The sequence below is a fragment of the Pseudarthrobacter sp. AL07 genome (assembly GCF_029960665.1).
Taxonomy (GTDB): Bacteria; Actinomycetota; Actinomycetes; order Actinomycetales; family Micrococcaceae; genus Arthrobacter.
The window spans coordinates 189,504-215,071 of sequence record NZ_JASBRB010000004.1; the positions used below are offsets into that span (position 1 = coordinate 189,504).

Annotated in this window: 23 protein-coding genes and 1 pseudogene; 6 read left to right on the top strand and 18 right to left on the bottom strand. The window is 65.8% G+C overall.

Annotated features, from left to right (window positions below; translation table 11 throughout):
* Positions 1-9 precede the first annotated feature (9 nt).
* From folP to dacB, 9 genes are all read right to left on the bottom strand, one after another.
* Positions 10-930 (bottom strand): dihydropteroate synthase, encoded by a 921-nt coding sequence (gene folP, locus QK290_RS06235; RefSeq protein ID WP_282329809.1) that lies wholly within the window; start codon positions 928-930, stop codon positions 10-12.
* 10 nt (positions 931-940) lie between these two features.
* Positions 941-1,585, bottom strand: coding sequence for a GTP cyclohydrolase I FolE (gene folE, locus QK290_RS06240; RefSeq protein ID WP_282329810.1), 645 nt, complete (start codon positions 1,583-1,585; stop codon positions 941-943).
* 10 nt (positions 1,586-1,595) lie between these two features.
* Positions 1,596-3,662: an ATP-dependent zinc metalloprotease FtsH gene (gene ftsH / locus QK290_RS06245; RefSeq protein WP_282329811.1), complete on the bottom strand. Its 2,067-nt coding sequence runs from the start codon at positions 3,660-3,662 to the stop codon at positions 1,596-1,598.
* Between the two features lie 178 nt (positions 3,663-3,840).
* Positions 3,841-3,972, bottom strand: a complete 132-nt coding sequence (locus QK290_RS06250) for a GH32 C-terminal domain-containing protein (protein WP_348994443.1) — start codon at positions 3,970-3,972, stop codon at positions 3,841-3,843.
* Position 3,973: 1 nt separating this feature from the next.
* Positions 3,974-4,051: a hypothetical protein gene (locus QK290_RS18635; protein WP_348994442.1), complete on the bottom strand. Its 78-nt coding sequence runs from the start codon at positions 4,049-4,051 to the stop codon at positions 3,974-3,976.
* Positions 4,052-4,315: 264 nt separating this feature from the next.
* Complete coding sequence (hpt, locus tag QK290_RS06255) at positions 4,316-4,867, bottom strand: hypoxanthine phosphoribosyltransferase (RefSeq protein ID WP_282329812.1); 552 nt, start codon at positions 4,865-4,867, stop codon at positions 4,316-4,318.
* 30 nt (positions 4,868-4,897) lie between these two features.
* Positions 4,898-5,968 carry a tRNA lysidine(34) synthetase TilS gene (gene tilS, locus QK290_RS06260; protein WP_282329873.1) on the bottom strand — a complete coding sequence of 357 codons (1,071 nt, stop codon included), beginning with the start codon at positions 5,966-5,968 and terminating at the stop codon, positions 4,898-4,900.
* A 96-nt stretch (positions 5,969-6,064) separates the two neighbouring features.
* Complete coding sequence (locus QK290_RS06265) at positions 6,065-7,198, bottom strand: zinc-dependent metalloprotease (protein WP_282329813.1); 1,134 nt, start codon at positions 7,196-7,198, stop codon at positions 6,065-6,067.
* Between the two features lie 305 nt (positions 7,199-7,503).
* The gene (dacB, locus tag QK290_RS06270) at positions 7,504-8,988 is read right to left on the bottom strand and encodes a D-alanyl-D-alanine carboxypeptidase/D-alanyl-D-alanine-endopeptidase (protein WP_282329814.1); all 1,485 of its coding nucleotides are present in this window, start codon (positions 8,986-8,988) and stop codon (positions 7,504-7,506) included.
* A gap of 155 nt (positions 8,989-9,143) precedes the next feature.
* Here dacB and QK290_RS06275 point away from each other — a divergent pair, with 155 nt between their 5' ends.
* Together QK290_RS06275 and QK290_RS06280 are read left to right on the top strand one after the other, a co-directional pair.
* Positions 9,144-9,632: an inorganic diphosphatase gene (locus QK290_RS06275; RefSeq protein ID WP_282329815.1), complete on the top strand. Its 489-nt coding sequence runs from the start codon at positions 9,144-9,146 to the stop codon at positions 9,630-9,632.
* A 91-nt stretch (positions 9,633-9,723) separates the two neighbouring features.
* Positions 9,724-11,076: a carboxylesterase family protein gene (locus QK290_RS06280; protein ID WP_282329816.1), complete on the top strand. Its 1,353-nt coding sequence runs from the start codon at positions 9,724-9,726 to the stop codon at positions 11,074-11,076.
* An 83-nt stretch (positions 11,077-11,159) separates the two neighbouring features.
* On the opposite strand, the pseudogene QK290_RS06285 reads toward QK290_RS06280, so the two are convergent.
* Positions 11,160-13,511: pseudogene (locus QK290_RS06285) on the bottom strand (phosphoketolase family protein); the annotation flags it as partial.
* 99 nt (positions 13,512-13,610) lie between these two features.
* Between QK290_RS06285 and QK290_RS06290 the strand changes: the two are divergent.
* Positions 13,611-14,210: a hypothetical protein gene (locus QK290_RS06290; protein ID WP_282329817.1), complete on the top strand. Its 600-nt coding sequence runs from the start codon at positions 13,611-13,613 to the stop codon at positions 14,208-14,210.
* A 147-nt stretch (positions 14,211-14,357) separates the two neighbouring features.
* Here QK290_RS06290 and QK290_RS06295 read toward each other — a convergent pair whose 3' ends face one another.
* Both QK290_RS06295 and serS read right to left on the bottom strand, forming a co-directional pair.
* Entirely contained in the window at positions 14,358-15,212 is an 855-nt protein-coding gene (locus QK290_RS06295) for an HAD family hydrolase (protein WP_282329818.1), read from the bottom strand.
* A 147-nt stretch (positions 15,213-15,359) separates the two neighbouring features.
* Entirely contained in the window at positions 15,360-16,640 is a 1,281-nt protein-coding gene (gene serS, locus QK290_RS06300; protein ID WP_282329819.1) for a serine--tRNA ligase, read from the bottom strand.
* 90 nt (positions 16,641-16,730) lie between these two features.
* On the opposite strand from serS, the gene QK290_RS06305 reads away from it, so the two are divergent.
* Complete coding sequence (locus QK290_RS06305; RefSeq protein WP_282329820.1) at positions 16,731-17,789, top strand: diacylglycerol kinase family protein; 1,059 nt, start codon at positions 16,731-16,733, stop codon at positions 17,787-17,789.
* A gap of 12 nt (positions 17,790-17,801) precedes the next feature.
* Here QK290_RS06305 and QK290_RS06310 read toward each other — a convergent pair whose 3' ends face one another.
* From QK290_RS06310 to QK290_RS06320, 3 genes are all read right to left on the bottom strand, one after another.
* Positions 17,802-18,011, bottom strand: coding sequence for a hypothetical protein (locus tag QK290_RS06310; RefSeq protein WP_185262232.1), 210 nt, complete (start codon positions 18,009-18,011; stop codon positions 17,802-17,804).
* A 126-nt stretch (positions 18,012-18,137) separates the two neighbouring features.
* Entirely contained in the window at positions 18,138-19,076 is a 939-nt protein-coding gene (pheA, locus tag QK290_RS06315; protein ID WP_282329821.1) for a prephenate dehydratase, read from the bottom strand.
* A gap of 38 nt (positions 19,077-19,114) precedes the next feature.
* Positions 19,115-19,441 (bottom strand): rhodanese-like domain-containing protein, encoded by a 327-nt coding sequence (locus QK290_RS06320; protein WP_282329823.1) that lies wholly within the window; start codon positions 19,439-19,441, stop codon positions 19,115-19,117.
* 114 nt (positions 19,442-19,555) lie between these two features.
* Between QK290_RS06320 and QK290_RS06325 the strand changes: the two genes are divergently transcribed.
* On the top strand, positions 19,556-21,037 hold the full coding sequence (locus QK290_RS06325) for an amidase (RefSeq protein WP_282329824.1): 1,482 nt from the start codon (positions 19,556-19,558) through the stop codon (positions 21,035-21,037).
* Positions 21,038-21,442: 405 nt separating this feature from the next.
* Here the strand turns inward: QK290_RS06325 and QK290_RS06330 are convergent, their stop codons facing one another.
* Both QK290_RS06330 and QK290_RS06335 read right to left on the bottom strand, forming a co-directional pair.
* On the bottom strand, positions 21,443-22,009 hold the full coding sequence (locus tag QK290_RS06330; protein ID WP_282329825.1) for a DUF4190 domain-containing protein: 567 nt from the start codon (positions 22,007-22,009) through the stop codon (positions 21,443-21,445).
* A 77-nt stretch (positions 22,010-22,086) separates the two neighbouring features.
* A complete protein-coding gene (locus QK290_RS06335) occupies positions 22,087-22,887 on the bottom strand; it encodes a nuclease-related domain-containing protein (protein WP_282329826.1) in 801 nt (266 codons plus the stop codon).
* A gap of 288 nt (positions 22,888-23,175) precedes the next feature.
* Here QK290_RS06335 and pgm point away from each other — a divergent pair, with 288 nt between their 5' ends.
* On the top strand, positions 23,176-24,846 hold the full coding sequence (pgm, locus tag QK290_RS06340) for a phosphoglucomutase (alpha-D-glucose-1,6-bisphosphate-dependent) (RefSeq protein ID WP_282329827.1): 1,671 nt from the start codon (positions 23,176-23,178) through the stop codon (positions 24,844-24,846).
* An 83-nt stretch (positions 24,847-24,929) separates the two neighbouring features.
* Here pgm and QK290_RS06345 read toward each other — a convergent pair whose 3' ends face one another.
* Positions 24,930-25,535 carry a malonic semialdehyde reductase gene (locus QK290_RS06345; RefSeq protein ID WP_282329828.1) on the bottom strand — a complete coding sequence of 202 codons (606 nt, stop codon included), beginning with the start codon at positions 25,533-25,535 and terminating at the stop codon, positions 24,930-24,932.
* Positions 25,536-25,568: the final 33 nt, after the last annotated feature.

A 25,568-nucleotide genomic window follows, 5' to 3' on the forward strand; every position in this document is an offset into this window, starting at 1 on the left:
GTACCCGGCCTAGGTGGTGGTAGGGGCGGCGGCCATCCGCGCGGCCACCTTGACGGCGTCAAGGCTGGGACCGACGTCGTGCACACGGACGGCCCAGGCCCCTCGGGCCGCGCTGATCGCGGTGATCGCGGCCGTGGCATCGTCGCGTTCCTCCGGGACGGCGGACTTGCCGGCGACCGTGAGGAGTGTGCCCAGGAAGCGCTTACGGGAAGCGGCAATCAGGAGCTTGTGCCCCAGGCTGTCCAGCTGGTCCAGGTGTTGCAGGAGCTCCCAGTTCTGGGCGTCGTTCTTGGCGAAGCCCAGGCCCGGGTCCACGATGATCTGCTCTTTGCCCACCCCGGCTGCGTAGAGCTTGTCGCGGACGCCGGCCAGTTCAGCCACCACTTCGCCGGCAACGTCCTGGTACTGGGCCAGGGAGTCCATGGTGCGGGCGTCGCCGCGGCGGTGCGTGAGGATATACGGCACCTTGGACGCGGCTACGAGCTCGGCCATCTCCGGCTCGATGGTCAGCCCGGAAACGTCGTTGATGATGGCGGCGCCGGCCTTCAGGGCAGCAGCGGCCGTGGCGGCGTGCGTGGTGTCGATGCTGACCAGGGCGCCCGCCTTGACCAGGGCTTCGATGACTGGGATCACCCGGCGCTGTTCTTCCGCCAGGGTTACATCCTCCGCGCCGGGACGAGTCGATTCGCCGCCGACATCGATGATGTCCGCTCCGGCGTAGAACATCCGCAGGCCCGCCGCGATGGCGGTGTCCGCCGTCGGGTGCTTTCCGCCGTCGCTGAAGGAGTCCGGGGTAACGTTCAGAATGCCCATCACCAGGGTGCGGCCGGTGGGCAGGTCCGCGAATGTCGCGGCCGGGCGCGGTTTGCGCAGGATGGGCAGCGGAGATGTTGCGGGCCCGGTTCCCGGGGCTGCAGCGAGTGAGTCCATGGTCTGTTACTTACCTTCCGAGGATGAGGCTCATGGCTTCGGCACGGGTGGCCGGGTCATGAAGCTGCCCGCGGACCGCGCTGGTGACGGTCTTTGCTCCGGGCTTGCGGACACCGCGCATAGACATGCACATGTGTTCGCATTCGACAACGACGATCGCGCCACGGGGCTTGAGGTGGCTGACCATTGCTTCGACGATCTGGGTGGTGAGCCGCTCCTGCACCTGGGGGCGTCGGGCGTAGATATCCACGAGGCGTGCCAGCTTGCTGAGCCCGGTCACTTTGCCGTCGTGGGAGGGAATGTAGCCGACATGGGCAACCCCGTGGAACGGCACCAGGTGGTGCTCGCACGTTGAGTAGAACGGGATGTCCTTGACCAGGACCAGTTCTTCGTGGTCCAGGTCAAACGTGGTGGAGAGGACGTCAGCGGGATCGTGGTGCAGTCCCGCGAACACCTCGGCGTAGGCCTTGGCCACCCGCTTGGGGGTGTCTACGAGGCCACCTCGGTCCGGGTCCTCGCCAATGGCCAGGAGGATTTCACGGACGGCCGCCTCGATCCGGGGCCGGTCCACCTTCTCGTGCTTATTGTGGTGGGATCCGTCCTCCGCCGGGTGTCCGGCGGAGGCGGATGCGTCGTCGTCGTCGATGTGAGTCACAGAAGAAAGCTTAGCCGTGCGTGGCGTCAGGCCCCGAGTCGGGGATGCCGCCCTGGAACGCAGCGTCATCCGGGACACCCTGCGGGTGCGGCGGCAGCGCGTCCAGCGGTTCCTCGAGGCGGGCCTCCTTGGCTTCCTGCTGGGCTTCGCGCTCAGACTTCTCCAGGCGGGACTCAACGGGGCCGGCCTGCTGGACCGGTCGCGTCTCCTTGGACAGCCATACCTCGCGGAAGTCACGCTTGCGGATGTCCGTGAAGATGTGCGCGATCTCGGCCTGGTTGAGGGTCTCCCGTTCCAGGAGTTCCAGGGCCAGCTGGTCCAGGACGTCCCGGTTTTCGGTGAGGATGGCGTACGCCTCGTCATGCGCCTGGTCGATCAGGCGGCGCACTTCCTCATCCACCACATAGGCGATCTGGTCCGAGTAGTTGCGCTCGTGCCCGGCGTCGCGGCCCAGGAAGGGTTCGCCGCCGCCCTGGCCCAGGCGTACCGCGCCGACACGCTCGCTCATACCGAACTCGGTGACCATCTTGCGGGCCGTGGAGGTGGCCTTTTCGATGTCGTTGGAGGCTCCCGTGGAGGGATCGTGGAAGACGATCTCTTCCGCCACGCGGCCGCCCATTGCGTAGGCCATCTGGTCCAGCAGTTCGTTGCGGGTGATGGAGTACTTGTCGTTCTCCGGGACCACCATGGTGTAACCCAAGGCCCGGCCACGGGGGAGGATGGTGATCTTGGTGACCGGCGCCGAGTTCCTCAGGGCAGCCGCCACCAGGGCGTGTCCGCCTTCGTGGTATGCGGTGATTTTGCGTTCGTGTTCCTTCATCACGCGGCTGCGCTTTTGCGGGCCTGCCATAACGCGGTCGATGGCCTCGTCGAGGGCGCGGTCATCGATGAGGTTGGCGTTGGAGCGCGCGGTCAGCAGCGCTGCCTCGTTCAGGACGTTGGCGAGGTCTGCGCCGGTGTAGCCCGGAGTCTTCTTCGCCACGGCCTTGAGGTCAACGCCCGGGGCCATCGGCTTGCCCTTGGCGTGCACCTGCAGGATCTGGTCGCGGCCGATCAGGTCCGGGGCGTCCACCGAGATCTGGCGGTCAAAACGGCCGGGACGCAGCAGTGCCGGGTCCAGGACGTCGGGACGGTTGGTGGCCGCGATCAGGATGACGTTGGTCTTGACGTCGAAGCCGTCCATTTCAACCAGCAACTGGTTCAGGGTCTGCTCGCGTTCGTCGTTGCCGCCGCCGATCCCGGCACCGCGGTGCCGGCCGACCGCGTCAATCTCGTCAACAAAGATGATGGCCGGAGAGTTGGCCTTGGCCTGCTCAAAAAGGTCGCGGACACGGGAGGCGCCCACGCCGACAAACATTTCGACAAAGTCCGAGCCGGAGATGGAGAAGAACGGCACGCCGGCCTCGCCGGCGACCGCGCGGGCCAGGAGGGTCTTGCCGGTTCCCGGGGCTCCGTAGAGCAGCACGCCCTTGGGGATCTTGGCGCCCACAGCCTGGAACTTGGCCGGTTCCTGCAAGAACTCCTTGATTTCCTGGAGCTCCTCCACGGCCTCGTCCGCACCGGCTACGTCAACGAAGGTCACCTGCGGCATGTCCTTGTTGACCATCTTGGCCTTGGACTTGCCGAACTGCATGATCTTCGAGCCGCCGCCCTGCATCCGGGTCATCAGGAACCAGAACAGCGCACCGAGCAGGATGACAGGGATAAGCAACGAAAGCAGGCCGGAGAACCAGTTGCTTTCGATCGGCTGGTCCGTGTAGCCGTTGGCGGGTTTGGCAGCCGTGACCGCCTTGACGACGTCGGCGGCGCGGGCGTCGACAAAGAAGAACTGGACGCTCTTGCCCTTGTCCTGCCCGTTGACATCCAGGTTGTCCTTGAGGGTCAGGTCAACGCGGTTTTCGCCGTCGAAGATTTTTGCCTGCTCAACCTTGCCGCTGTCGGCAAGGAGCTCAAGGCCCTTGTCCGTATCGATCCGTGCCGCACCACCGGGAGCCAGTGTTGCAAAAGCCACAAGGAGCATGGCGATCACAACAACGATCCAGATGCCCGGGCCCTTCAAGAAACTCTTAGCTTTCATCTGTTCGGGGGCTTGCCCCGTCCCTCCTGGTAGTGCTGCACGGCGAGTGAGTCTGCGCGCGTGTGGTCCTGCATCAGCTACTAGCTATACACCGTTCGGAGTAATTCACGCACGGTGCTGCGCAAAAGTTCCCTCTGGGCGTAGCGGGATGCGGACGGCAAAAGCGGAACTCCGCAGGTCAGCTGGCCGCGGCGACAGCCAGTTTCCGGAGGATGGCCGTGCCGCTCTCGGTAAACACGGACGAACCCTTGCTTCCAACGCGCGGAAAGACCAGGTCGGTCAGGACCACTTTCCCGCCCTGCGCGAACACCTCAACCGAGCAATGGTCGACGACGATGCGCAGCGTGAGCACGGTAGTCGAGGTGGTAGCTACCACGGTAAAACACCAGGCCGTTGGGGTCATTGAGCCAGGTGTCCCGCGCCGTGTCATGGAGGGCGGGCGCAGGTGGGGCGTTCCGGCCGGGTCCGTCTGGGGGCGGGCGTCGTCAAGGCAACTGGACATGGATGGCGGGTCCTTTGGTCTGATGTGGGTAGGTTCTGGCCTTGGCCCTTGTAACTGGCGCAACGCGGCAGCGGTCAGCGCGCGTTCGGCAGCTTAAATGCCGGCGGCGGCCTCCGAAGAGGCCGCCGCCGGCATTGCCGTGCCTAAATCTTTACTCGTAAACGTGCGGGGCGAGCGTGCCCACGAAGTCCAGGTTGCGGTACTTCTCGGCGTAGTCCAGGCCGTAGCCCACCACGAACTCGTTGGGGATGTCGTAGCCGATGTACTTGACGTCGATCTCCACCTTGGCGGCCGTGGGCTTGCGGAAGGCGGTGCAGATTTCCACAGAAGCGGTGCCCCGGGATTCCAGGTTGGTCTTGAGCCAGGACAGGGTCAGGCCGGAGTCGATGATGTCTTCGACAATCAGGACGTCCTTGCCCATCAGGTCCGTGTCCAGGTCCTTCAGGATCCGGACAACGCCCGAGGACTGGGTGCCGGAGCCGTAGGAGGACACTGCCATCCAGTCCATCGAAACGTGGCTGTGGAGCGCGCGGGCGAGATCGGCCATAACCATCACAGCGCCCTTGAGTACACCGACCAGAAGGATTTCGCGGCCTTCGTAGTCCTTGTCGATCTGCGCGGCGAGCTCGGCGATCCGCTGTTGGATCTGTTCCTTGGTGTAGAGAACGTGTTTGAGGTCTGCCTGGACGTCGTTTGAATCCACCAATGGCTCCTGTGTAGATGCGGGGTGCGACTATTCTTGGGGCGGTTTTTGAGGCCGGAATACTAGCTTCCCACAGCGGGCCGCTTCACGGGGAACGGGGGCGCCGCCGTCGGGGCCGTCCGGGGTCGCGGGCAGAGTTTCCGCCGTGTCCCGCTGGGCCAGCTCGGCGAGGGACAGCCGGTACACGCTCACCCCGCCGGGCAGCTCCACGGGACCGGCAGAACCTTGCCGGCGCAGCAGCGCTTCCGCTGCCAGAAGGCGCTGGTAGCTGGGCTGTTGGCCCCCGACGTCGGCCGCTGCCTTGGCGATGACCCGGAACCTGATGGCCGGGGAAAGATCCCCCAGGGCCTCCTCCGGAAGGCCGATCTCGAGTCCGGACCGCTCGGCCAAGGCGGCAAATGTGCGATCTGCCACGTCCTCCAGATAGTCAGCGTCCAGCTGCAGGATGGACGCGGTCCGGGCCAGCGATTCAGCCACGCCGGGCCCGAGTTTTTCCTCGAGCAGCGGCAGTACTTCCACCCGGGTCCGGGAGCGGGCAAACGACGGGTCCGAATTGCTGGGATCGTGCCAGGGCTCAAGGTCCTCGACGACACAGATCTCAAGGGTTTCCGCGCGGCGCAGGCCCAGGAACGGCCTCAGCAACAGGCCGCGGGCAGGGCGCATACCGGCCAGCGAGCGTGTGCCGGAACCGCGGGCAAGCCCCAGCAGGACCTGTTCGGCCTGGTCATCCAGAGTGTGCCCGAGCAGGATAGCGGTTGCCCCGTAGTCCCTGGCCGCAGCCTCCAGCGCTGCGTGGCGGGCATCCCTGGCGGCCGCTTCCGGGCCCCTCCCGGTGCTGGCGACGGTAACGGTCCGGAGGTCCACCGGGGAGAGGCCCAGTTCTTGCAATGTCCGGACTGCGGCGGCAGCCACCTGGGCCGAGCCTTCCTGCAGCTGGTGGTCAACCACCACCCCGCCCACCGTCAGGGCGTGCCCGTCAACGTGGCCGCGGCGGGCAAAATAGGCCGCCACCGCCGCGAGAGCCATCGAATCTGGACCGCCGCTGCAGGCCACGAGCACGTGCCCCGGATAGCCGGCCTCTGCCAGGGCGTTCTGGACCATCTTGCGCGCCTTGCCGACGACGGGCGCGAGCCTGCCGGGCCGCCGTCGTCCGGGTGAAGCCGTACGGGCGTCCGGCACATTCGGGGCCTGGGGCACCTACAGACCCATCCGGTCAACCCACAGCTTGGCTTCATGGATTTCGGGTTCGGTGGGGAGGTTTTCGGCGGATTCCCACACCCTGTTGAAGCCCTCCATGCCGGCCACCGCCACGACGGCGCGGACAAATTTGGCGCCGTCGGAGTACTGGCGCATCTTGGCGTCCAGGCCCAGGAGGTTGCGGATGAATTTCTCCATCACGCCGCGCTCCTTGCCACGGTCGGTGAAGCACTGCCGGATAGTCCTGACCGAGGGGACGATGCTGGCGTCGACGGCGTCCATCACCACATTGGCGTGGCCCTCCAGCAGGCTCATGACTGCCGTCAGGTGGGACAGGGACTCCTTCTCCTCGGGATTCTGCAGCAGGTCCAGGATGGCGCCGCGGCCGGGAGTATCGCCGGTGGCGGTCCGGTCCCTGAGGGAACGTGCGGCGGCGGACGCGCGCTCCATCAGCGAATCAACGTTGCCCAGCAGGTGCCCGCTGAGGTTGTCGATCTCGGAAAGCATGTGGTGGCGGAGCCAGGGCGCGGCGGCAAACTGCACGCGGTGCGTCTGTTCGTGAAGGCAGACCCAGAGCCGGAAATCCTCCGGCGTGACGTTGAGTTCGCGCTCCACAGCCACGATGTTGGGCGCCACAAGAAGCAGGCGGCCGGCTGCCGGCGCTTTGGAACCTTCGGCGAGCGCGGCAAACGGATCGTACTGGCCCAGGACCTTGCTGGACAGGAACGCCAGGACAGCGCCGAGTTGGCTGCCGGTGACGGCGCCGCTGACGCTGGCCGCCGCCGGGCTGACGTTGCCGCGGCGGCTTTCGAGCATTTTTTCCATCGCGGGTTTGAGCATCACGGCGAAGCTCTGCGTGTTGGCTTTGGCCCAGCTGGCCCGGTCCACCACCAGGACAGAGGAGTCGCGGAGGTCCCTTGCGGCTTCGAGGCCCGTGATTTCGTGGACGTGCGGGACCGAGGCGTCCGCGAGGCGGCGCAGGCTGTCCACGGCTTCGCCGATTTCCGCAGAGTTGAGGGTGGGCCCCGAGGAGGCCAACCGGGCCGCTGTGGACGCGGCCAAGTCCCAGTTAATCAGGGCCTGGGCGGGGCTGGACGATGCCGGGGCTGACGAATCACGCGCAGTGGACTCCATAGTCCCCATCACATCACAGCGGACGGCAGATGGTCCTTAAGTTCGCTGACCGGCGAACGGTCACCGGCGCATCGGGCCTCAGGCGATGTCCGCAGGCGCATCCGGCGCACAGGATGCCGAAAGCGCCCTGCCAGCAAGCGCAGGCAAAGTAGGGACCACAGAACCGCCCCGCATCGAGGAGTACCCCATGATCCCGTACCGCCCCAGCGCTCCTTTGTCCGGGGAGTCCCCGGTTTCTGCGGCGGCACAGGCAACTCCTGCCGCCAACTCGGGACATTCCGCTACGTTCTAGCGAGTTGCCAGCCTTAGCGGCAGCCGCAGGAGGCGAGCGCCGTGGCGGCCCGGTCCAGGGCCTCCCTGTTACCTGCAGCGCCAGGCGTCAAACCGTTGCCGATGAACGAGAAGACCAGGAGCCGCCCGTCTGCGTCCACCACGTATCCGCTGAGTGCGATCACCGAGTTCAGGGTCCCGGTCTTGGCCCGCACCAGGCCGGCGCCGCGGGCCGTGGTGCCATCCCCGTAGCGGCTGTCCAGCGTTCCGGTCAGCCCGGCGACCGGAAATCCATCCAGCGCAGCCAGCAACCTGGTGTCGGTACCGGAGGTGATGGCACGCACCACTTCCGCGAACTGGCGGGCAGAGACCTGGTTCGCCAACGCCAGCCCGGACACATCGGCCAGACGCATGGTGTCCGTGGGGATCCCCAGGTCCACGAGCTGCGTGCGGACTGCTGAGGTGGCGCCGTCATTGCTGGCGGGCTCCCCGGCCGCCGACGCAGCCATCCGGCCCAGGACCTCCGCCAGATAGTTGTCCGAGGTCTGCAGCATCAGGTCCACCTGCTGGCCCACCGTGGCGGACTGGACTTCGGCAAGGACCGCCGGCTCTTCAGCGGGGAGCGCATCGCCGGAAGGCGCCGTGTAACGTTCGACGCCGGCCGCTACCGTAAGTCCCGCAGCGGCGCCTGCCGTCTTGAGCTGAGCGGCAAACGCCTCCGCGGCGGTGATTGCAGAGTCCTGGGGGCGCAGGCCGGTGGTCACGGCCGGGTCAAAGCGCGCCGAGTTCAGCGCCAGCGGGTACAAGGGGGCCACCTCGCCCGCTGCAACGTCCCCGTCAGCCCAGGCGGGGTTCAGTGCAGGGCCGCTGAACAGGGAATCGTCCACCAGAACCTTCAGCTCGCCGGTTGTTCCAATGGCCTGGAGCGCGTCCGCGGTGGCGGTGGCGAGGGTGGCGAGTCCTGAGTGGCCCATCACCTGGTTGGGCGCGGACTCACCGGCGCCCAGGAGGACGTCGCCGCCGCCGGTCAGCACCACCTGATTGCGCTCGGGCCCAGCTAGAACCCTGGTGCCGAAACGGCGGTCCGGCCCGATCGCCCGGAGGGCGGCCACAGCGGTGAGCAGCTTCATATTGGAGGCAGGGATCCGGCTCTCCGAACCGCCCCGGTCAAACAGGACCTGGCCAGTGAGCGCATCCTGGACAAGCCCAGTGAAGCTGCCGTCGCCGTCGGGCTTTAACAAGGCGTCCAGCTGCGCGGCGACAGCGGTGGGCAGCGGAACGGGCGCCGACTCCGTAAGCGGAGCCAGGCCCTTCCGGGCGGAAAGCGTGGCCGGGAGTTGCTGCCAGGCGGGCATCACCGGCGTCGCTGCCGGCGGCGGGACGACGAAAGCAGGGGCAACCAGCCACACGGCGGGGAGTGCCAGGATAACGATCACGGCCAAGAGCAGCGCGGTGGGCCAGGCCTGCAGCCCGCGCTGAACCGTGCGCCGGAACGCGCCTGCGCCCGATGTTTCCTTCATGTTGGTGCTGGTCCTCAAGTCCTGAAATTTCCCCGCAAGTTCCTGAAACCTGGGCCTCTCGCTATATCCTCAATAGTAGTCGGCGGCACCGACACTCCTTTTTTGTTGTTCGTCTCCTGTGCCGCGAACCCCCTGCAATTGCCGAGGAGCATTCCATGAAGCACGACGTGACCATCGAGATCCCCAAGGGATCACGAGTCAAGTACGAAGTTGACCACGAAACCGGCCGCGTCCGCCTGGACCGCGTCCTCTTCACCTCCATGCAGTACCCCACGCACTACGGGTTCTTCGAGAACACCCTGGGCGAAGACGGCGATCCGCTGGACGCACTGGTGCTCCTGCAGGACTTCGACCTGCACCCCGGCGTCATTGTTGAGTCCCGCCCCATCGGCGTTTTCAATATGACCGACGACGGCGGTGGCGACGCCAAGGTTCTGTGCGTCCCGGTTGACGCCCGCTTTGACCACATCCAGGAAATCAGCGATGTCAGCGAATTCCTGATTAAGGAAATCGAGCACTTCTTCACCCGTTACAAGGACCTGGAGCCCGGCAAGTGGGTCAAGGCCGAGGGCTGGGGCGACCGCGCCGCCGCCGAGGCCGAGCTCGAAGCCTCCATCAAGCGTTACGTGCCGGCCACGCACTGATCCCACCGCCTGCAACGCGGGGTCACTTCGCGCCCATTCCACCTCCGGAATTGGGCAGGAAGTGACCCCGCGTTGTGGTTTAAGGTGAAGGGTGAGTTTCCAGCCTTTGAGTGCCCCGTATTTTGAACCTCCGTATTTTCAACCGCCGTGCGGACCGATCACCGGGTGGCGGGACGGTTCGGTGCTGCGGGCCACCGGCATTCCCTACGCCACCGCGGGCCGTTTTCAACTTCCGGTGACCGCGTCCGATTGGACCGCCGACTATGCCGCCACCACCCTCGCACCCGCCTGCCCGCAGGGCCCCGTTCCGTTCCTGGACGACGTCCTGGGTACACGGTACGGCGAGCTCCCCGGAAGTGAGGACTGCCAGCGCCTGTCGATCACGGTTCCGGCCGGGCTTGCCGACGGCGAGCACGTCCCGGTCATGGTGTGGCTGCACGGCGGCTCCTACACGTCCGGTTCCGGCGACCTGGCGATCTTTGATGCCACGTCGCTGGTGGCAGAGAACCGGGTCATCGTCGTTTCGGTGACCTATCGCCTAGGCCTGTTCGGATATTTGGCCACCGGCACCGGCCGGCCCGCGAACCTCGGCCTGCTGGACCAGTTGGAAGCGTTCCGATGGGTGCAGCGCAACATCGCGGCCTTCGGTGGGGATCCGGGGCGGGTCACCGCGTTCGGGCAGTCCGCAGGCGGCGACTCCGTAGCCCACCTCATGGCCACTCCGGAGGCGACGTACCTGTTTCAGCGGGCCATCATCCAGAGTGCACCCTTGGGGATCACCCGCGGCCGGCACAAGATGAGCCGCGCCATGGGCATCGCGGCCGAAGCCGTCACGGAAGACACCCCGATGCTGAACGTGGTGGACATCGAAGACCACGTGTCCCAGGTGGCCCGGAAATACGGCCTGATGGCAGCCATGCCGTTCGGCACCCAATACGGGCACGCCCCGCTGCCACCTGAATCACGCGTTGAGGCGGCCTGGAACGCCACGGCCCCGGGCATCGAGGTGCTAATCGGGCACACCTCCGACGAGGCCCGCCTGTTCCTTCCCCGGAGTCCAGTGGTCAGCTGGCTGGGCAAGGTCCCCGTGCTGGGTGACGTTGCCGTGCGGGCCATTAATTGGGCGGTGACGGAGGCTGTATACGGCCGATCTGCCCGCAAATTTGCCCGCCGCCACGCCCGCGCGGGAGGCAAGGCCTACAGCTACCTGCTGTCCTGGGGCGCACCGGGAAACTTTTACCGCGCCGCACACACCGTTGACCTGCCGCTGCTGTTCGGAAACCAGCAGACCTGGGCCGACGCAGGGCTCCTCAAGGGCGCGACCTGGGGTGAGATCGACGCCGTGGGCCGTGAGATGCGCCGGCTGTGGGCGGACTTTGCCCGCGGCGACGGCCTTGGTCAGGCTGGCGGGATTCCCGGGGCACTCGAGTACCGCTCGCTGTAACCCACCATGTCTGCAACGCGGGGTCACTTCGCGCCCATCCTGGGCGTCCGGACCGGCCGTAAGTGACCCCGCGTTGCTTCTGTTCAGGCGTTGAGCACCCAGTTCCGGATCTCCTCCGGGTCTTCGCCGTGTGTGCGTGTGTATTCGCGGGCCTGGATCCGCCGGTCCTGAAGATTCTGCCGCAGCAGCGAGTGCTTTTCGGCCAGACCTGGTACGCGGTCAATAGCGTCGATGGCCAGCTGGAAGCGGTCGATCCCGTTGAGCATGGCCATGTCGAACGGTGTTGTGGTGGTTCCCTCCTCCTTGTAGCCGCGCACGTGCAGGCCTTCCTGGTTGGTGCGGCGGTAGGCCAGCCGGTGGATCAGCGAGGGATAGCCGTGGTAGGCGAAGATGATCGGTTTGTCCGGGGTGAAGATGCCGTCAAAGTCCGACGCCGGAAGGCCGTGCGGGTGCTCACTCACGTCCTGGAGCCGCATCAGGTCAACCACGTTGACCACGCGGATCGTCAGCCCCGGGACACCCCGCTTCAGCAGTTCGGCCGCGGCCACCGTTTCCACCGTGGGCACATCCCCGGCACACGCCAGAACAACGTCCGGGTCCTCCCCTGGCACCTCCGAACCCGCGAATTCCCAGATGCCCAGGCCGCGGCGGCAGTGGTTCGCGGCGTCGGCCGGGCCCAGCCAGGTGGGCGATGGCTGCTTGCCGCTGACCACAATGTTCACGTAGTCGGTGGACGCCAGGCAGTGCTCCATGACCGAGAGCAGCGTGTTCACGTCCGGCGGCAGGTACACGCGGATGATCTCGGCTTTTTTGTTCACCGCGTGATCGATGAAGCCTGGATCCTGGTGCGAAAAACCGTTGTGATCTTGCTGCCACACATGGGACGAGAGCAGGTAGTTCAGCGACGCCACGGGCCGGCGCCACGGGAGCTTGCGGTGGACCTTGAGCCACTTGGCGTGCTGGTTAAACATGGAATCCACGATATGGATAAAGGCCTCATAACAGCTGAACACCCCGTGCCGGCCGGTCAGGAGATAGCCTTCCAGCCAGCCCTGGCACAGGTGTTCACTGAGCACCTCCAGAACCCGGCCCGAACGCGCAAGGTGCTCGTCGACGTCCTCAATCCGGTACTGCCATACCTTGTCGGTCACTTCGTAGACGGCCTGAAGCCGGTTCGATGCCGTCTCATCCGGCCCGAAGAGGCGGAAGTTCTCCATGTTCAGCCTGATGACGTCCCGCATCCACGAGCCCAGGGTGATCATCGGGCTGGACCGTTCGGTTCCCGGCACAGCGACGTCAACGGCGTGGGTGGCGTAGGCGGGCAGCTTCAGCGGCGTGCGAAGGAGTCCACTGTTGGCGTGCGGGGTGGCGCTCATCCGGAGGTCACCGGTGGGCGCATTCGCGGCTACCTCGGTCCGGAGCCGGCCGTCGGCGTCGAACAGTTCCTCCGGACGGTAAGACTTCAGCCACTCCTCCAGCTGTTTCAGGTGGGCGCCGTTGGTGCGGACTTCCGCCAGCGGGACCTGGCGGCTCCGCCATGTGCCCTCCACCTGGAGCCCGTCCACTATCCGCGGTCCCGTCCAGCCCTTGGGCGAGCGCAGCACAATCATGGGCCAGTGCGGCGCAGCGCCGTCTCCTGGGGCACCGGCTGCAGTGCCGCCGTCGTGCGCCGCGCCCGTCCCGTCCTCCCCGCCCCGGCGGGAGTCCTGGATGGCGCGGATCCCGGCCAGGCAGTTGTCGACGGCGGCCGCGAAGTCCCGGTGCGCCTGCTAAGTGTTGTCCGGGTCCTTGACGGTCACGAAATACGGTTCGTGACCGTACGCCCGCAGCAGCTGCTCCAGCTGTTCCTGCGGCATGCGCGCCAGGATGGTGGGGTTGGCGATCTTGTAGCCGTTCAGGTGCAGGATGGGCAGCACCGCACCATCCGCGGCCGGATCCAGGAAGTTGTGCGAGTGCCAGCTCGCCGCGAGCGGCCCCGTTTCGGCCTCGCCGTCACCGATCACGGCGGCAGTGATCAGCTGGGGATTGTCGAACACGGACCCGCAGGCGTGGGCCAGCGCGTACCCGAGTTCGCCGCCTTCGCTGATGGACCCCGGGGTTTCGGGCGCTGCGTGGCTGGGAATGCCGCCGGGGTAGGAGAACTGCCGGAAGAGTTCGGCCATTCCTGCCTCGTCGGGGCCCACCTGGCCGTAGATTTCCGAGTACGTGCCCTCAAGCCAGGCGTTCGCCACTACGGCAGGACCGCCATGGCCCGGGCCGGCCATGAAGAGCATTTCCTGCGCGTCCCGGCGGATCACACGGTTCAGGTGTGCGTAGACGAAGTTCAGCCCGGGACTGGTGCCCCAATGGCCCAGGAACCCGGACTTGGTGTGGTCCGCGGCGAGGGGCTCCCGCAGCAGCGGGTTGGAGCGCAAGTAGATCTGTCCCACGGAAAGGGACGCGGCACAACCTTGTGGCAGGTCAGGCTTTGCCTGAATCAGGACCCCTCGCTGACTTGCCTTGGGTCAACTGCTAACCGGTAGTCTTTGATCCACATGTTCACGTTGACCATCAACCAGACCGACAGCCGGCGCGACGGCGACCGCGTCCCTCAGCTGCTGAAGGACCTGCGGCATATACCCGCGCGCCTGGATTTCGACCGGTCCGTGGAGGATGAAGTCCAGGGCATTGTGGACTGCCCGCACCAGGCCGTGGAGGCTGCCCTGATCGCCCTGCGCTGCGGCTCCTGGTACGTGGGACTCGGCGTCGGACCGGTCAACGAGCCCCTTCCCAACCAGATCAAGGATGCCTCCGGCCACGGCCTGATCTACGCCCGGCGTGCGGTGGACCGGCTCCGGAACAGCAAAGAACGCATCCCGGTTGCTGTGGAGGGACCGGTGGCCGAAATCGCCCACGAGGCCGAGGCCGTTCTGCGGCTTTTGGGCCATATTGTGCGGGACAGATCCGGGGCTGAATGGCGTGTCCTGGACCTGATGACCCCGGGCGTCCGCGGACAGCAGAAAGCGGTGGCCCAGGAACTCGGAATCACCACCCAGGCCGTCAGCAAGGCAGCGGCCAGGGCCCAGTGGAACGAGGAACACGCTGCCCGTCCCGCCGCCGCACGGCTGCTGTCACTCATCCTCGAGGTGCGCTGACTGCGGCCGAGTCCACGCGGTTTGCTGCTGACTCACGCCTTTTGCTGGGCGCCTTTACAGAGTGCCGTCACTGCACTGCGCCGGTGATCGCCCCACGGCCCCGACGTTGAAGATTTGAGCGGGGTTTTGGCTGATCAAGTACGCCCCCTAAAGGAGGCTGCGTAGCACGTGCGCGGCGCCGTCTTCGAATACTGAATGCGTGACCTCATCCGCGGCGGCGATGACTTCCTCCGGGGCCTGGCCCATGGCGACCCCACGTCCGGCCCAGCTCAGCATTTCGATGTCGTTGCGGCCGTCGCCAATGGCCACGGTGCTGTGGGGTTCAGTCCCCAACTGGCCGCGGAGACGTTCCAGCGCGCTGGCCTTGGTGACGCCGGCCGCCGCGATGTCCAGCCACGCGGTCCATCCGACCGAGTACGTGACACCGGCGAGGCCGATCTCCTGGATGGTCGCGGTGAATTCTTCCGGGGTGTTTTCGGTGCTGAACACCACCAGCCGGACGGCGGTGGCTTCCAGCAGTGTCTGGAAGTCGACGCCGATAGCCTCTACGCCGAAGCTGGCGTCCTGGAATCGCTCCGTGGACAGGAAGTTGCCGTCCTCGTCTTCCAGCGCATACTTCGCGGTGGGCAGTTTCTCCCGCAATGCCCGGAGCGCCGGGGCCGGATCGAAGGTGGCCTTATGGATGATCTCGTAGCCATCAGCCAGGTCAGGATCCAGCCGCAGTGTCACGCCGCCGTTGCAGCAGACGGCGTAACCGCTTTGGATGCCGATCTGCTCGATGATGGGCAGCGTGGCGTTCAGCGAGCGGCCGGTTGCGATCAGAACGTCATGCCCTGCCGCGACCACGGCCTGTGCGGCCTCCCGGACGGGCACGGACATGTGCCCGTCGTGGTCCACCAAGGTTCCGTCCACGTCCAGGGCAATCATGAACTTGGTGGTGTATTCGTTTGCGATCCGCTGGTCATCGATGCCAGCGACTGTGGTTTCAGTCAATGTAGTCATACATCCAGTAGACCAGAGACCCCCTATACCGGCTAGGACGCAGGCCACAGCGCCCATGAACAGCCGGTAAATACTCACCGGTTATCCCCGGTGTGAGTATTAACCTTCGGCACGCCCCCGAATCCTGCGTTCAGGGATCAGCGAATGCTACAGGACCGGGAAGACTTCCATCCCGCCGAGGTACTTCTGCAGTCCGGCCGGGACGTTGACCGAGCCGTCGGCGTTCTGGTGGTGCTCCAGGATGGCCACGATCCAGCGGGTGGTGGCCAGCGTGCCGTTCAGCGTGGCCACGGCACGGGTCCCCTTGGCTACGCCTTCGTCGTTGACCACACGCTCGCGGATGTTCAGGCGCCGGGCCTGGAACGTGGTGCAGTTCGAGGTGGATGTGAGCTCACGGTAGGCACCCTGTGTGGGAACCCAGGCTTCGCAGTCGAACTTGCGGGCCGCAGACATGCCGAGGTCCCCGGCAGCGGTGTCGATCACCCGGTACGGAAGCTCGCACTTGGCCAGCATCTCCTCTTCCCACGCCAGCAGCCGTTCGTGTTCGGCTGCGGCTTTTTCCACCGTGGTGTAGACGAACATCTCCACTTTGTTGAACTGGTGCACGCGGATGATGCCGCGGGTGTCCTTGCCGTGCGAGCCGGCCTCGCGGCGGTAGCAGGAGCTCTGCCCGGCAAACCGGATGGGGCCGGCCGTCAGGTCCAGGATCTCGTCCGCGTGGTACCCGGCCAAGGCAACCTCGGAGGTGCCCACCAGGTAAAGGTCGTCCTCAGCCAGACGGTAGATCTCGGCGTCGTGCTTTACGTCAAAGCCGGTGCCTTGCATGGTTTCGGGGCGCACCAGAGTAGGCGTGATCATGGGCACGAAGCCCGCCTCGATGGCCTGGTCCATGGCCATCTGCAGCAACGCCATCTCCAGGCGTGCACCCACGCCGCGCAGGAAGTAGAAGCGGGAGCCGGACACCTTCGCACCGCGCTCCATGTCGATCGCGCCGATCAGCTCACCGATTTCCAGGTGGTCCTTCGGCTCGAAATCGGGGAACCCGCGGGGCGTGCCAACGGTCTTGACCACCACGTAGTCGTCCTCGCCACCCTCGGGGACACCGTCTTCAATAAGGTTCGGGATGGTGCGCAGCAGTTCGTCCTGTTTGGCCTGGGCAGCGTCCGCTTCGGAAGATGCGGCTTTCACAGTGTTGGCCAGTTCCTTGACCTCGGCGAGCAGGGCCTTCTTCTCATCGCCCTTGGCCTGTGCCACCTTCTTGCCGAAAACGTTCTGCTCCGCGCGGAGGTTTTCAAAGCGGATCAGGGCGGCACGCCTGGCGGAGTCCGCGGCGATGATCGCGTCCACCACTGATTCGTCTGCGCCGCGGGCGCGCTGGCTGGCACGGAACTTGTCCGGGTTTTCGCTGAGCTCTTTTACGTCGATCACCAGACAAGAGTATCGAATCCGGCGGACCCAACACCTCCTGGCCGGACGGCGGGAATCGCGGCGCCGCGGCCGGGCTACTGTTGAAGCACCATGAACGACTGGCTTCTTTACGTCCTGAGCGCGGCGGCGCTTGCCTTCGCCGTCTCCAGCTGGTGGGGCGTCCGCAGGCTCAAAGCCCTGCACATCCGCAGCGCCGTCCACGAAGAAGCACACGAAACCGGCCTCACCCAGCAACGCGTCGTGGTCATCCTTAACCCCGTCAAGGCACGTGCCCCGGAAGCGAAAGAAGCCATCCAGCGCGCCTGCCTGGCCGCCGGCTGGGACGAGCCTCTCTTCATCGAGACGACGGCCGAGGACCCCGGGTACTCCCAGGCCCGGGCGGCGCTGGACTACAAGGCCGACGTCGTTCTGGTGGGCGGTGGCGACGGTACTGTGCGCGTGGTGGCTGAGTCTCTCGCACATACGGATGTGGCCATGGGCCTGGTTCCCTTGGGAACGGGAAACCTCCTGGCTCGAAACGTGGATCTGAATGTCAGCGACCTCCACGCCAACGTGCAGACAGCGCTTTTTGGCCACCAACGCTACATTGATACCGCTCGGATGGGAATCGAAAATTCGCGCACGGGACACTCTTCCGAGCACGCGTTCCTGGTGATGGGCGGGATCGGCATGGACGCCGAAATTCTCGCGGACACTAACGACGGCCTGAAGAAAGCCGTGGGTTGGCTCGCTTATACCGAGGCCGGAATGCGTCACCTGCCCGGGCGGCGAAGGAAGGTATCAGTGGCGCTGGATGGCAAGCCGGAGCAGGTCCGGAATATCCGCAGCGTCCTGTTTGCTAACTGTGGGCTGGTCCCGGGCGGGATCGATTTCATCCCGGAAGCCATGATCGACGATGGCATGCTGGACGTGGTGGTCATGAGCCCCCGCAGCGCCATCGGCTGGCTCGCCATGTATGCGAAAATCCTCTTCAAACACAAGGGCAACCTGCCCATCATGACGATGTACCGGGCCGGCCGTATCGTCATCAAGTGCCCGGAGCCTATGCCCACACAAATAGACGGCGACACATCCGGCTTGGCCACGAAGCTCACTGTCCGGGTGGAGCCGCGGTCTCTCCTGATCAGGGTGAAAGGCCAGCAGGGCTAAGCGGGCCTGGCCTCAGGCAGTTGCCTTCTTGACCGCCTCAGCCTCGGCGGCGGCCTTCGCGGCACGCGCCTCGGACTGCTCACGGATCATGGCCTGTTCCTCTTCGAAGCGCAGGCGGTCAGCGCGGTCAGCATCGTCGCCGTCCCAGTCCTGATTGTCGACAGCGGGCTTGGGATTAACGATCATGCCCTGGCCATCATTGTCTGTGCTGCTGGTATTCATGACCTGCTCCCTTTCGTTAGGGGTCCCTCCCCCAGGTGGATCAGGCAAGCATACGCACAGTAACTATCCCGCGGAAGTACCTTGACCTACGCTGTGGGCGAAGCCCTGGTCGTCGTCCAGCCGCGTTTATTCCCCCTGCAGAATCTTCCCGATCCATTCATGTGCGGCCCGGAATGCCTCGTCCGAGGTGTGTTGCGGGACGCTGGGGCTTTGGGCGTCTGCCCGCCCGTAGGAGCCCAGGAAGCGGGTGGCCGGGCTGATGCGGTGAAGCCCAGCCAAGGCATCGGCCACCCGGGCATCCGCGATGTGCCCGTCAGCGTCGATGCTGAAAAAGTAGTGGCCAAGGTACTGACCTGTCGGCCGGGATTCGATCCGGCTGAGGTTCACGCCCCTCGTGGCGAACTGGTCCAGGATTTCCATCAGGGCACCCGGACGGTCTTCCGGCAGCGGGACTACCACTGTGGTCTTATCCGCACCGGTCCGTTCCGGCAGGACGCCCGGCCTGCTCACCAGGATGAAACGCGTTACGGCCCCCGGGTTGTCGCCGATGTTCTCTGCCAAAACGGTCAGCCCCGGCTGCTCCTGTGCGACGATGGGCGCACAGATCGCGGCATCGTAGTGAGCTTCGTCGCCCAGTAGCCCCATTGCGGCCGCAGCGGTGGAGGAGCCAGCAACATGTTCCGCACCCGGAATATTCGCGTCCACCCATAGACGGCACTGCGCCCAGGCGTGGCCGTGGGTGGAGATCCGGCTGATATCCGCCACCTCCATGCCGGGACGGCCTACCAGGACAAAGCTGATGGGCACCAGGACTTCGCGGATGATCCGGAGTTCCTGTCCGCCGGCGATAGCGTCCAGGGTGGCGGTGACGCCGCCCTCGACCGAGTTCTCAATGGGCACCATCGCTGCGTCCGCAGAGCCGTCGCGGACCATGTCCAGCGCCGCATTGACGGTGGAGGCCGGATTACGCGTGGCTTTGGCGGCGTCCGGTACCTGCATCAGTGCCGCTTCAGTGAATGTGCCCTCAGGCCCAAGGAAAGCGTATGTAACGGGCATCGCGGGCATGGATTCCTCTTGGGTGATGGACACAGATACGGGTTGAACTACAGAACGAGAGGCTTAAGGCCGTTATCGGACACAAGAGGCTTGCCGGACTCGAGCCACTGGTCCATTCCGCCAGCCACGTTGATGGCTGTATAGCCCTGGCCGGTGAGCCACTGCGCAGCACGGAAGGACCGTCCGCCGGTGCGGCAAATAACGTGGATGTCCTGGTCCGGGTCCAACTCGCCAAGCCGTGCCGGAAGCTGATCCAGGGGGACGTGCAGAGCATCCGCGGCATGTCCGGCTACCCATTCGTAGTCTTCGCGGACGTCCAGAATCACGGCGTCGGCCGGGACGTCGTTGACGGGCACAGAATCGAAATCGCTCATGGGAGTCCTTTTTCGGAGAATCACGGGTCTTCCTCCAGCCTAGCGTCAGCCGCCCTGCCGTGCCTGCCGAAAGCTGACGCAGGCTACGCTTCTCAATGACCCTGAGGAGGGGCTTTGCCCGCTGAGCAGACAACCGGTTCCACCGCTGACATCCACGAACTGACCGCCGTCCAACTGCGGGATGCGCTCCGCACAGGAGAGCTCTCAGCTCGGGACGTCGCCGCACATTTCCTGGCCCGCATTGCCGATCAGAATCCGCTGTTGGGCGCCTTTGTCACGGTCACTACAGAAGAGGCCATGGCCGATGCGGACGCCGCCGATGCCCGGTTCGCCCGGTTCCGGAAAGAATTCGGAACCGGCTCCGCAGAGGCCTCCGGGGCCAGGACGGACGGCCTGCCGCTCCTGCATGGCATGCCGGTGGCTTTCAAGGACCTGACCGACGTCGCCGGCGTGGTGACCACCCACGGCAGCGCTGCACTTGACCACAAACCGGCCCTCGCCGACGGCACCTTGGCCGCAGTCCTCAAGGCCGCTGGCGTTGTCTCATTGGGCAAGACGCAGGTTCCGGAGTTTGGGCTGACGGCGTACAGCGAAAACCGCATCGCACCGCCGTCGCGCAACCCGCATGCCCCGAGCCGGAGTTCCGGTGGCTCCTCGGGAGGCAGCGCTGCCGCGGTGGCCGCGGGCCTGCTTCCATTCGCGCCTGGGACCGACGGCGGCGGTTCCGTCCGTATCCCGGCCGCCGCCTGCGGCCTGGTGGGCCTCAAACCCGGCCGTGGCGTGGTGCCGTCCGGCGAAAGTTCAAGCGATCCCGCCCGGCTGGTGGTAGCGGGGCCCCTTGCCCGCAACGCGGCCGACGCGGCCCTGCTGATGGATGCTCTGGTGCCGTCCCCCGACAACATTTATCTCGGCGCTGTGGGACACGAACCGCGTCCTCTGCGCATCGGCCTGACCATGGACAGCCCCTGGTCCACCACCTTCCCGTTGACCCCGGAACCCGAAACCTTAGCCGCGCTGCAGGTGGGCCTGGAAATGCTGGAGCACGCCGGGCACGCCGTCAGCGAAGCCGCCATCCGCTACGACAACCGCTACCCTGACGCCTTCACCACTGCGTGGACCGCCGCCGTCGGAACCGCCCGGATCAGTCCGCACCGCGAAGCGCTCCTGGTCCCGCTGACCCGCACGTTCAGACGCCGGGCCCAGCAGCGCAGCGCCGCCGAGCTCAATGAATCATTGGCGTTCCTGCGGCAATTCGAGCGCGACACCGTCACGCAGTACGGCGGCTGGGACCTGATGCTGATGCCGGCCCTGGCGCAGACGCCCCGTCCCGTGGGCTGGTTTACGGGCGCCACGCACGGTGACGAACCATGGCCGGCTGCGGAATGGCCCGGGGATGCTGACGGCGATTACCGCCGGCAGTGCGAATTCGCGCCATGGTCCTCCATGGTGAACGTCTGCGGCCTGCCGGCCATCACGATTCCCGTGTACTGGACCGGTGGGCGGCCAGCGCACGGCCTGCCCATGGGAATCCAGCTCGTGGGGCCGGCGGGCTCGGAACTGGTCCTGCTCCAGGTGGCGGCCCAGCTCGGCTTCTGATGACAGTTTGAACCGCTCCGGGGGTCCACTCCGGGGCCGATCCGGAGGACGATTAAGGGGCAGTCAGTACGAGGAGGTCTGTGATGTGCTACTCATCGATGGAAGATTTCGGGTGGCGTGCCAAGAAGCAAGCCGCCCGGAAACCCGAAGAACGCCAGGAAACACCGCCGGACCGTCCGGAGCCGCACTACACGGGCCAGGACTCACCTTCTGGGCCTTCCCGCGTCGCCGGAGGACCCACGAAGCCCAGGAACCGGCCGCTGAACGCCGGCGCGAGAGAGTGTGAACTTGTTGTTCAGCCCCGGCTGAAGAAAGGCCCCCTGTCGGGGGCCTTTCCGCTGCTTGGGAGTCTGCGGCGGGCGGGGCCAGCCTGCCCCGCTATCCGACCCCGGTTTCGACCGGGAGTCAGTACCCGTAGGTGGTGCCGTATGACATCAGCCCGATGATGAGGAGCAGCCAGAACGCTCCGTAGCCGAGCAGGCAAAGGTAGCCCACGACCAGCCCGGTGATGGCCATGCCCTTGCCCGACGGTTCGCGGCGGAGGGCCAGATGGCCGGTGATGATTGCAGCGATCTGCGGAATCATGAACCAGCCAAGAAGGACCGACGAAATGCCGAGGACCATGCTGGCAATGCTCAGGCCCTTGGGCTGCTGCACCGGCATGCCGTAATAGGCAGGCTGGCCGGACGCAGGTTGCCCGTACGCCGGCTGGCCATAGGGGCTGGCGCCTTGGCCGTAAGGGCTTGGTGGCTGGGCATAGGCCGCGCCATACTGATCGCCGGGCTGGCTGTCCGCGCCAGGCTGGCCGTACTGGTTCCGTCCGAACTGATTCTGGTCATACAAAGGCGGCGCCGGAATGCTGGGGCCCTGCGGCGGCACAAACTGCGGCGGCTCGTAGCCTGCCGGCGAATCGACTGGTCCCTGGGCGGCGGACCCTTGCGAGTCAGGGCGCGGAGTTGGCTGGTCAGTCATGTTTTCCCCATTCGAAGTCTTCGATTCCCAGCCTACCGCCGCCTGCAATACAGGCCTACCGGCACCGCCATCCCGTCCTACCGCCCCCAATAGGGCAGCACGTAGACAGCAAAAACCACAAAGGCAGCCAGGAACATCACCCGGGTCAACCCACCTGCGGCGTGTTGCTGTGCGCTCGGTTTCCTGGCGCGTCCGGATCCGACGCCGCCTGCCTGTCCTGCCGACAGTTTCGAGGTCAGCGGCTTCGCGGTCGGTGACTTCACGGTCAGCGAGTTCACCGCAGGACTTTGAGCAGCAGATTCCTGCGTGAGCTGCTCGCCAAGGTGCGCATAGAGGCCCACCACTGTCTGCTGGTCGAGCACCGGAGGCAGCGCCAGGACAGCAGCAACAACGCGGTCGCCGCCTGCCACGGCGACGTCGGAATTGGTGATGCCGAAGAGGTCCGGATGACCGGCGAGGCAGATCAACGGGCGGACGAACCGCCGGTGGGGCGGGGCCAGCACGGACGCGACGGCGGCGCACTGCGCTAATGCGCCGTCCACGGACTGCGTCCTGGCAAAGCGGCCCTGCCACAGGACACCGGCGGAGACCCGGACCTCGCCGGTCCAGTTCTTGGCATCGATCACCACCACACCGCCGGGCCCCACAAGAACATGGTCAAGGTTGGCTTTGGGCCGCCCGGGCCAGGGGACATCGTTCAGCAGGTACCATCCGTGCGGAATGAGCCGGCTCAGTCTGTCCGCCACCAGACGCTCGCCCACTGCACCGGCATCCCACGACTTCGTGGCACGCTCGGCCTGATCGAGCTGGCGTTTCAGCCGCTGAACACGTTCCGCAGCCAGCCTGGACTGCTCGGCCGCGCCGTCTCCTGCCCCCATGACCTGCCCCCTGGTTCCCGCGTGCCGACTCACTGCCGCGTCCGACTCACTGAAGTGCCCGACGCTAAGTGCAGTGCCCGACGGCGGCGCTCCCCGCCGTCGGGCATTCTTTCCTGAGTTTTCCGAAAGTAGCAGCGCCGCAGGGAGCCGGTATATAGGTATTTTTGGGGCCGGTACTCGCTTTAACTACTTGCTGCCAACAGTCTGGAGGGGACTTTTCCGCGTCATAGGGGCCCGGATTGTGGACCCGGCGTCTTGACTCCAGCCTGGGTCTGGCATGCTGGTGCCATGGCTAGCCGCGCGGGCACAGTTGCCCAACCCCAGGACCTCGTTGACATCACTGCGCTCCTCGACGCGTATTACGACATCACGCCGGATCTGAGTGATCCCGGCCAGCGCGTGGCGTTCGGTACGTCCGGGCACCGCGGCTCGAGCCTGAAGGCGTCGTTCAACGAAAAACACATCGTCGCGATCACGCAGGCAATCGTGGAGTACCGCGCCGGACAGGGCATCTCCGGCCCGCTTTTCCTGGCGAAGGACACCCACGCCCTCAGCGAGCCGGCGCAGAACTCCGCCCTGGAGGTCCTCGCCGCCAACGGCGTGCACGTGCTGATTGACGCGCGGCACGGTTACACGCCGACACCGGCACTGAGCCACGCCATCCTGACGTACAACAACAGCCGCCAGCCCGGCACCCCGGAAGCGGACGGCATTGTGGTCACGCCCAGCCATAACCCGCCCGGAGACGGCGGCTTCAAATACAACCCTCCGCACGGTGGCCCGGCCGATTCGGACGCGACAGGCTGGATCGCCAACCGCGCCAACGAACTCCTCGAAAACGACCTGCGGGGCGTGAAGCGCATCCCCGTCTCCGAAGCCCTCGTCGCGGACAGCACCGGAAAGTTCGATTTCCTCAGCAGCTACGTTGACGACCTCCCGTCCGTGTTGAACCTGGACGCCATCCGCGAAGCCGGAGTGCGCATTGGGGCCGACCCCATGGGCGGTGCGGCCGTGGATTACTGGGGCGAGATCGGCGAGCGCCACCACCTGGACCTGACCGTGGTGAACCCCACCGTGGATCCCCAGTGGGCGTTTATGACCCTGGACTGGGACGAAAAAATCCGGATGGACTGCTCCTCACCGTTCGCGATGGCCTCCCTGATCAACAGGATGTCCGACGGCGGCAGTTCAGCGGCGTTCGACGTCGCCACCGGCAACGACGCCGACGCCGACCGGCACGGGATTGTCACACCTCTTGTCGACGGGGTGGGTGGCCTGATGAACCCGAACCACTATCTCGCCGTCGCCATCGATTACCTCTACCGCAACCGCAGCGGCTGGAACCCCAACTCGGTGGTGGGCAAGACCCTGGTTTCGTCCTCGATCATCGACCGGGTGGCGGAAAGCCTGGGCCGCAAACTGGTTGAGGTCCCCGTGGGCTTCAAGTGGTTTGTGCCGGGACTGCTGTCCGGCGAAGGCGCGTTCGGCGGCGAGGAATCGGCCGGCGCTTCCTTTAACAAGTTGGACGGCAGCGTCTGGACCACCGACAAGGACGGCATCCTGCTGGCGCTGCTGGCCTCGGAGATCACCGCCGTCACGGGTAAGTCCCCCTCCCAGCTGTACAGGGGCCTGACCGACCAGTTCGGCGCCCCTGTCTACGCGCGCATTGATGCAGCGGCCACGCGGGAGCAGAAGACGGTACTCGGCAGGCTCTCGCCGTCGGACGTCACCGCAACGGAACTGGCCGGCGAAACCATCACCGCCAAGCTGACCGAGGCGCCTGGCAACGGCGCGTCCATCGGCGGGCTCAAGGTGGTCACGGAGAACGCTTGGTTCGCCGCCCGCCCGTCCGGAACCGAGGACGTCTACAAGATCTACGCCGAGTCCTTCAAGGGCGAGGAGCACCTTAAGCAGGTCCAGGCAGAAGCCAAGGCGCTGGTGGACGGCGTCATCGCCTAACCTTAAAAAGCAGATGCTCTATCACTTTTGGTCCCCATCCAACCCGGATGGGGACCAAAAGTGATAGAGCATCTTGGGTTTGGTCAGACGGTGCGGACAACGTCCTCGTAGCTGAACTTGGGCTTCGCTGCGCCCCACGCGTTTTCGCCGGCCTGGCCGATGTTGACCACCAGGAAGCTCTTCTGGTCACCAGCGGGGAAGAAGGCGGCGTCGAGGGCGCCGAAGTCGGCTCCGGTCATCGGGCCGGCCGCGAGTCCGAGGGACCGGACGGCCAGGATGAAGTAGCCGGCCTGCAGGTGGGCGTTGTTGTTGCCAGTGGACGCGGCCAGGTCCGGGGCGGCGTCGTACATGGCCTTCGGTGCGTTGTACTCGGGCAGGAAGTTGTCCCACTGCTCGGCCCAGGCGGTGTCGTAGCTAAGGACGGCAACCAGTGGCGCGGAGGCGGTCTTGGCCTTGTTGCCGTTGGCCAGGGTGTCAACCAGGGTGGCACGCGCCTCGTCAGAGCGGACGTAGGTCACGCGGAGGGGCTGGGAGTTGAAAGCCGTAGGGCCGAACTTGGTAAGTTCGTAAATGGCGCGGGCCTGGTCCTCGGTCACCTCGCCGGTGAATGAGTTGGCCGTGCGGGCCTCTGCAAAAATGGCGTCGACGGCGGCCGGATCGATAACCGCTTCTTCGTGGGCAATAGTCATGGCGTACCTTTCGCTGGGCCCGCTCATCTCGAA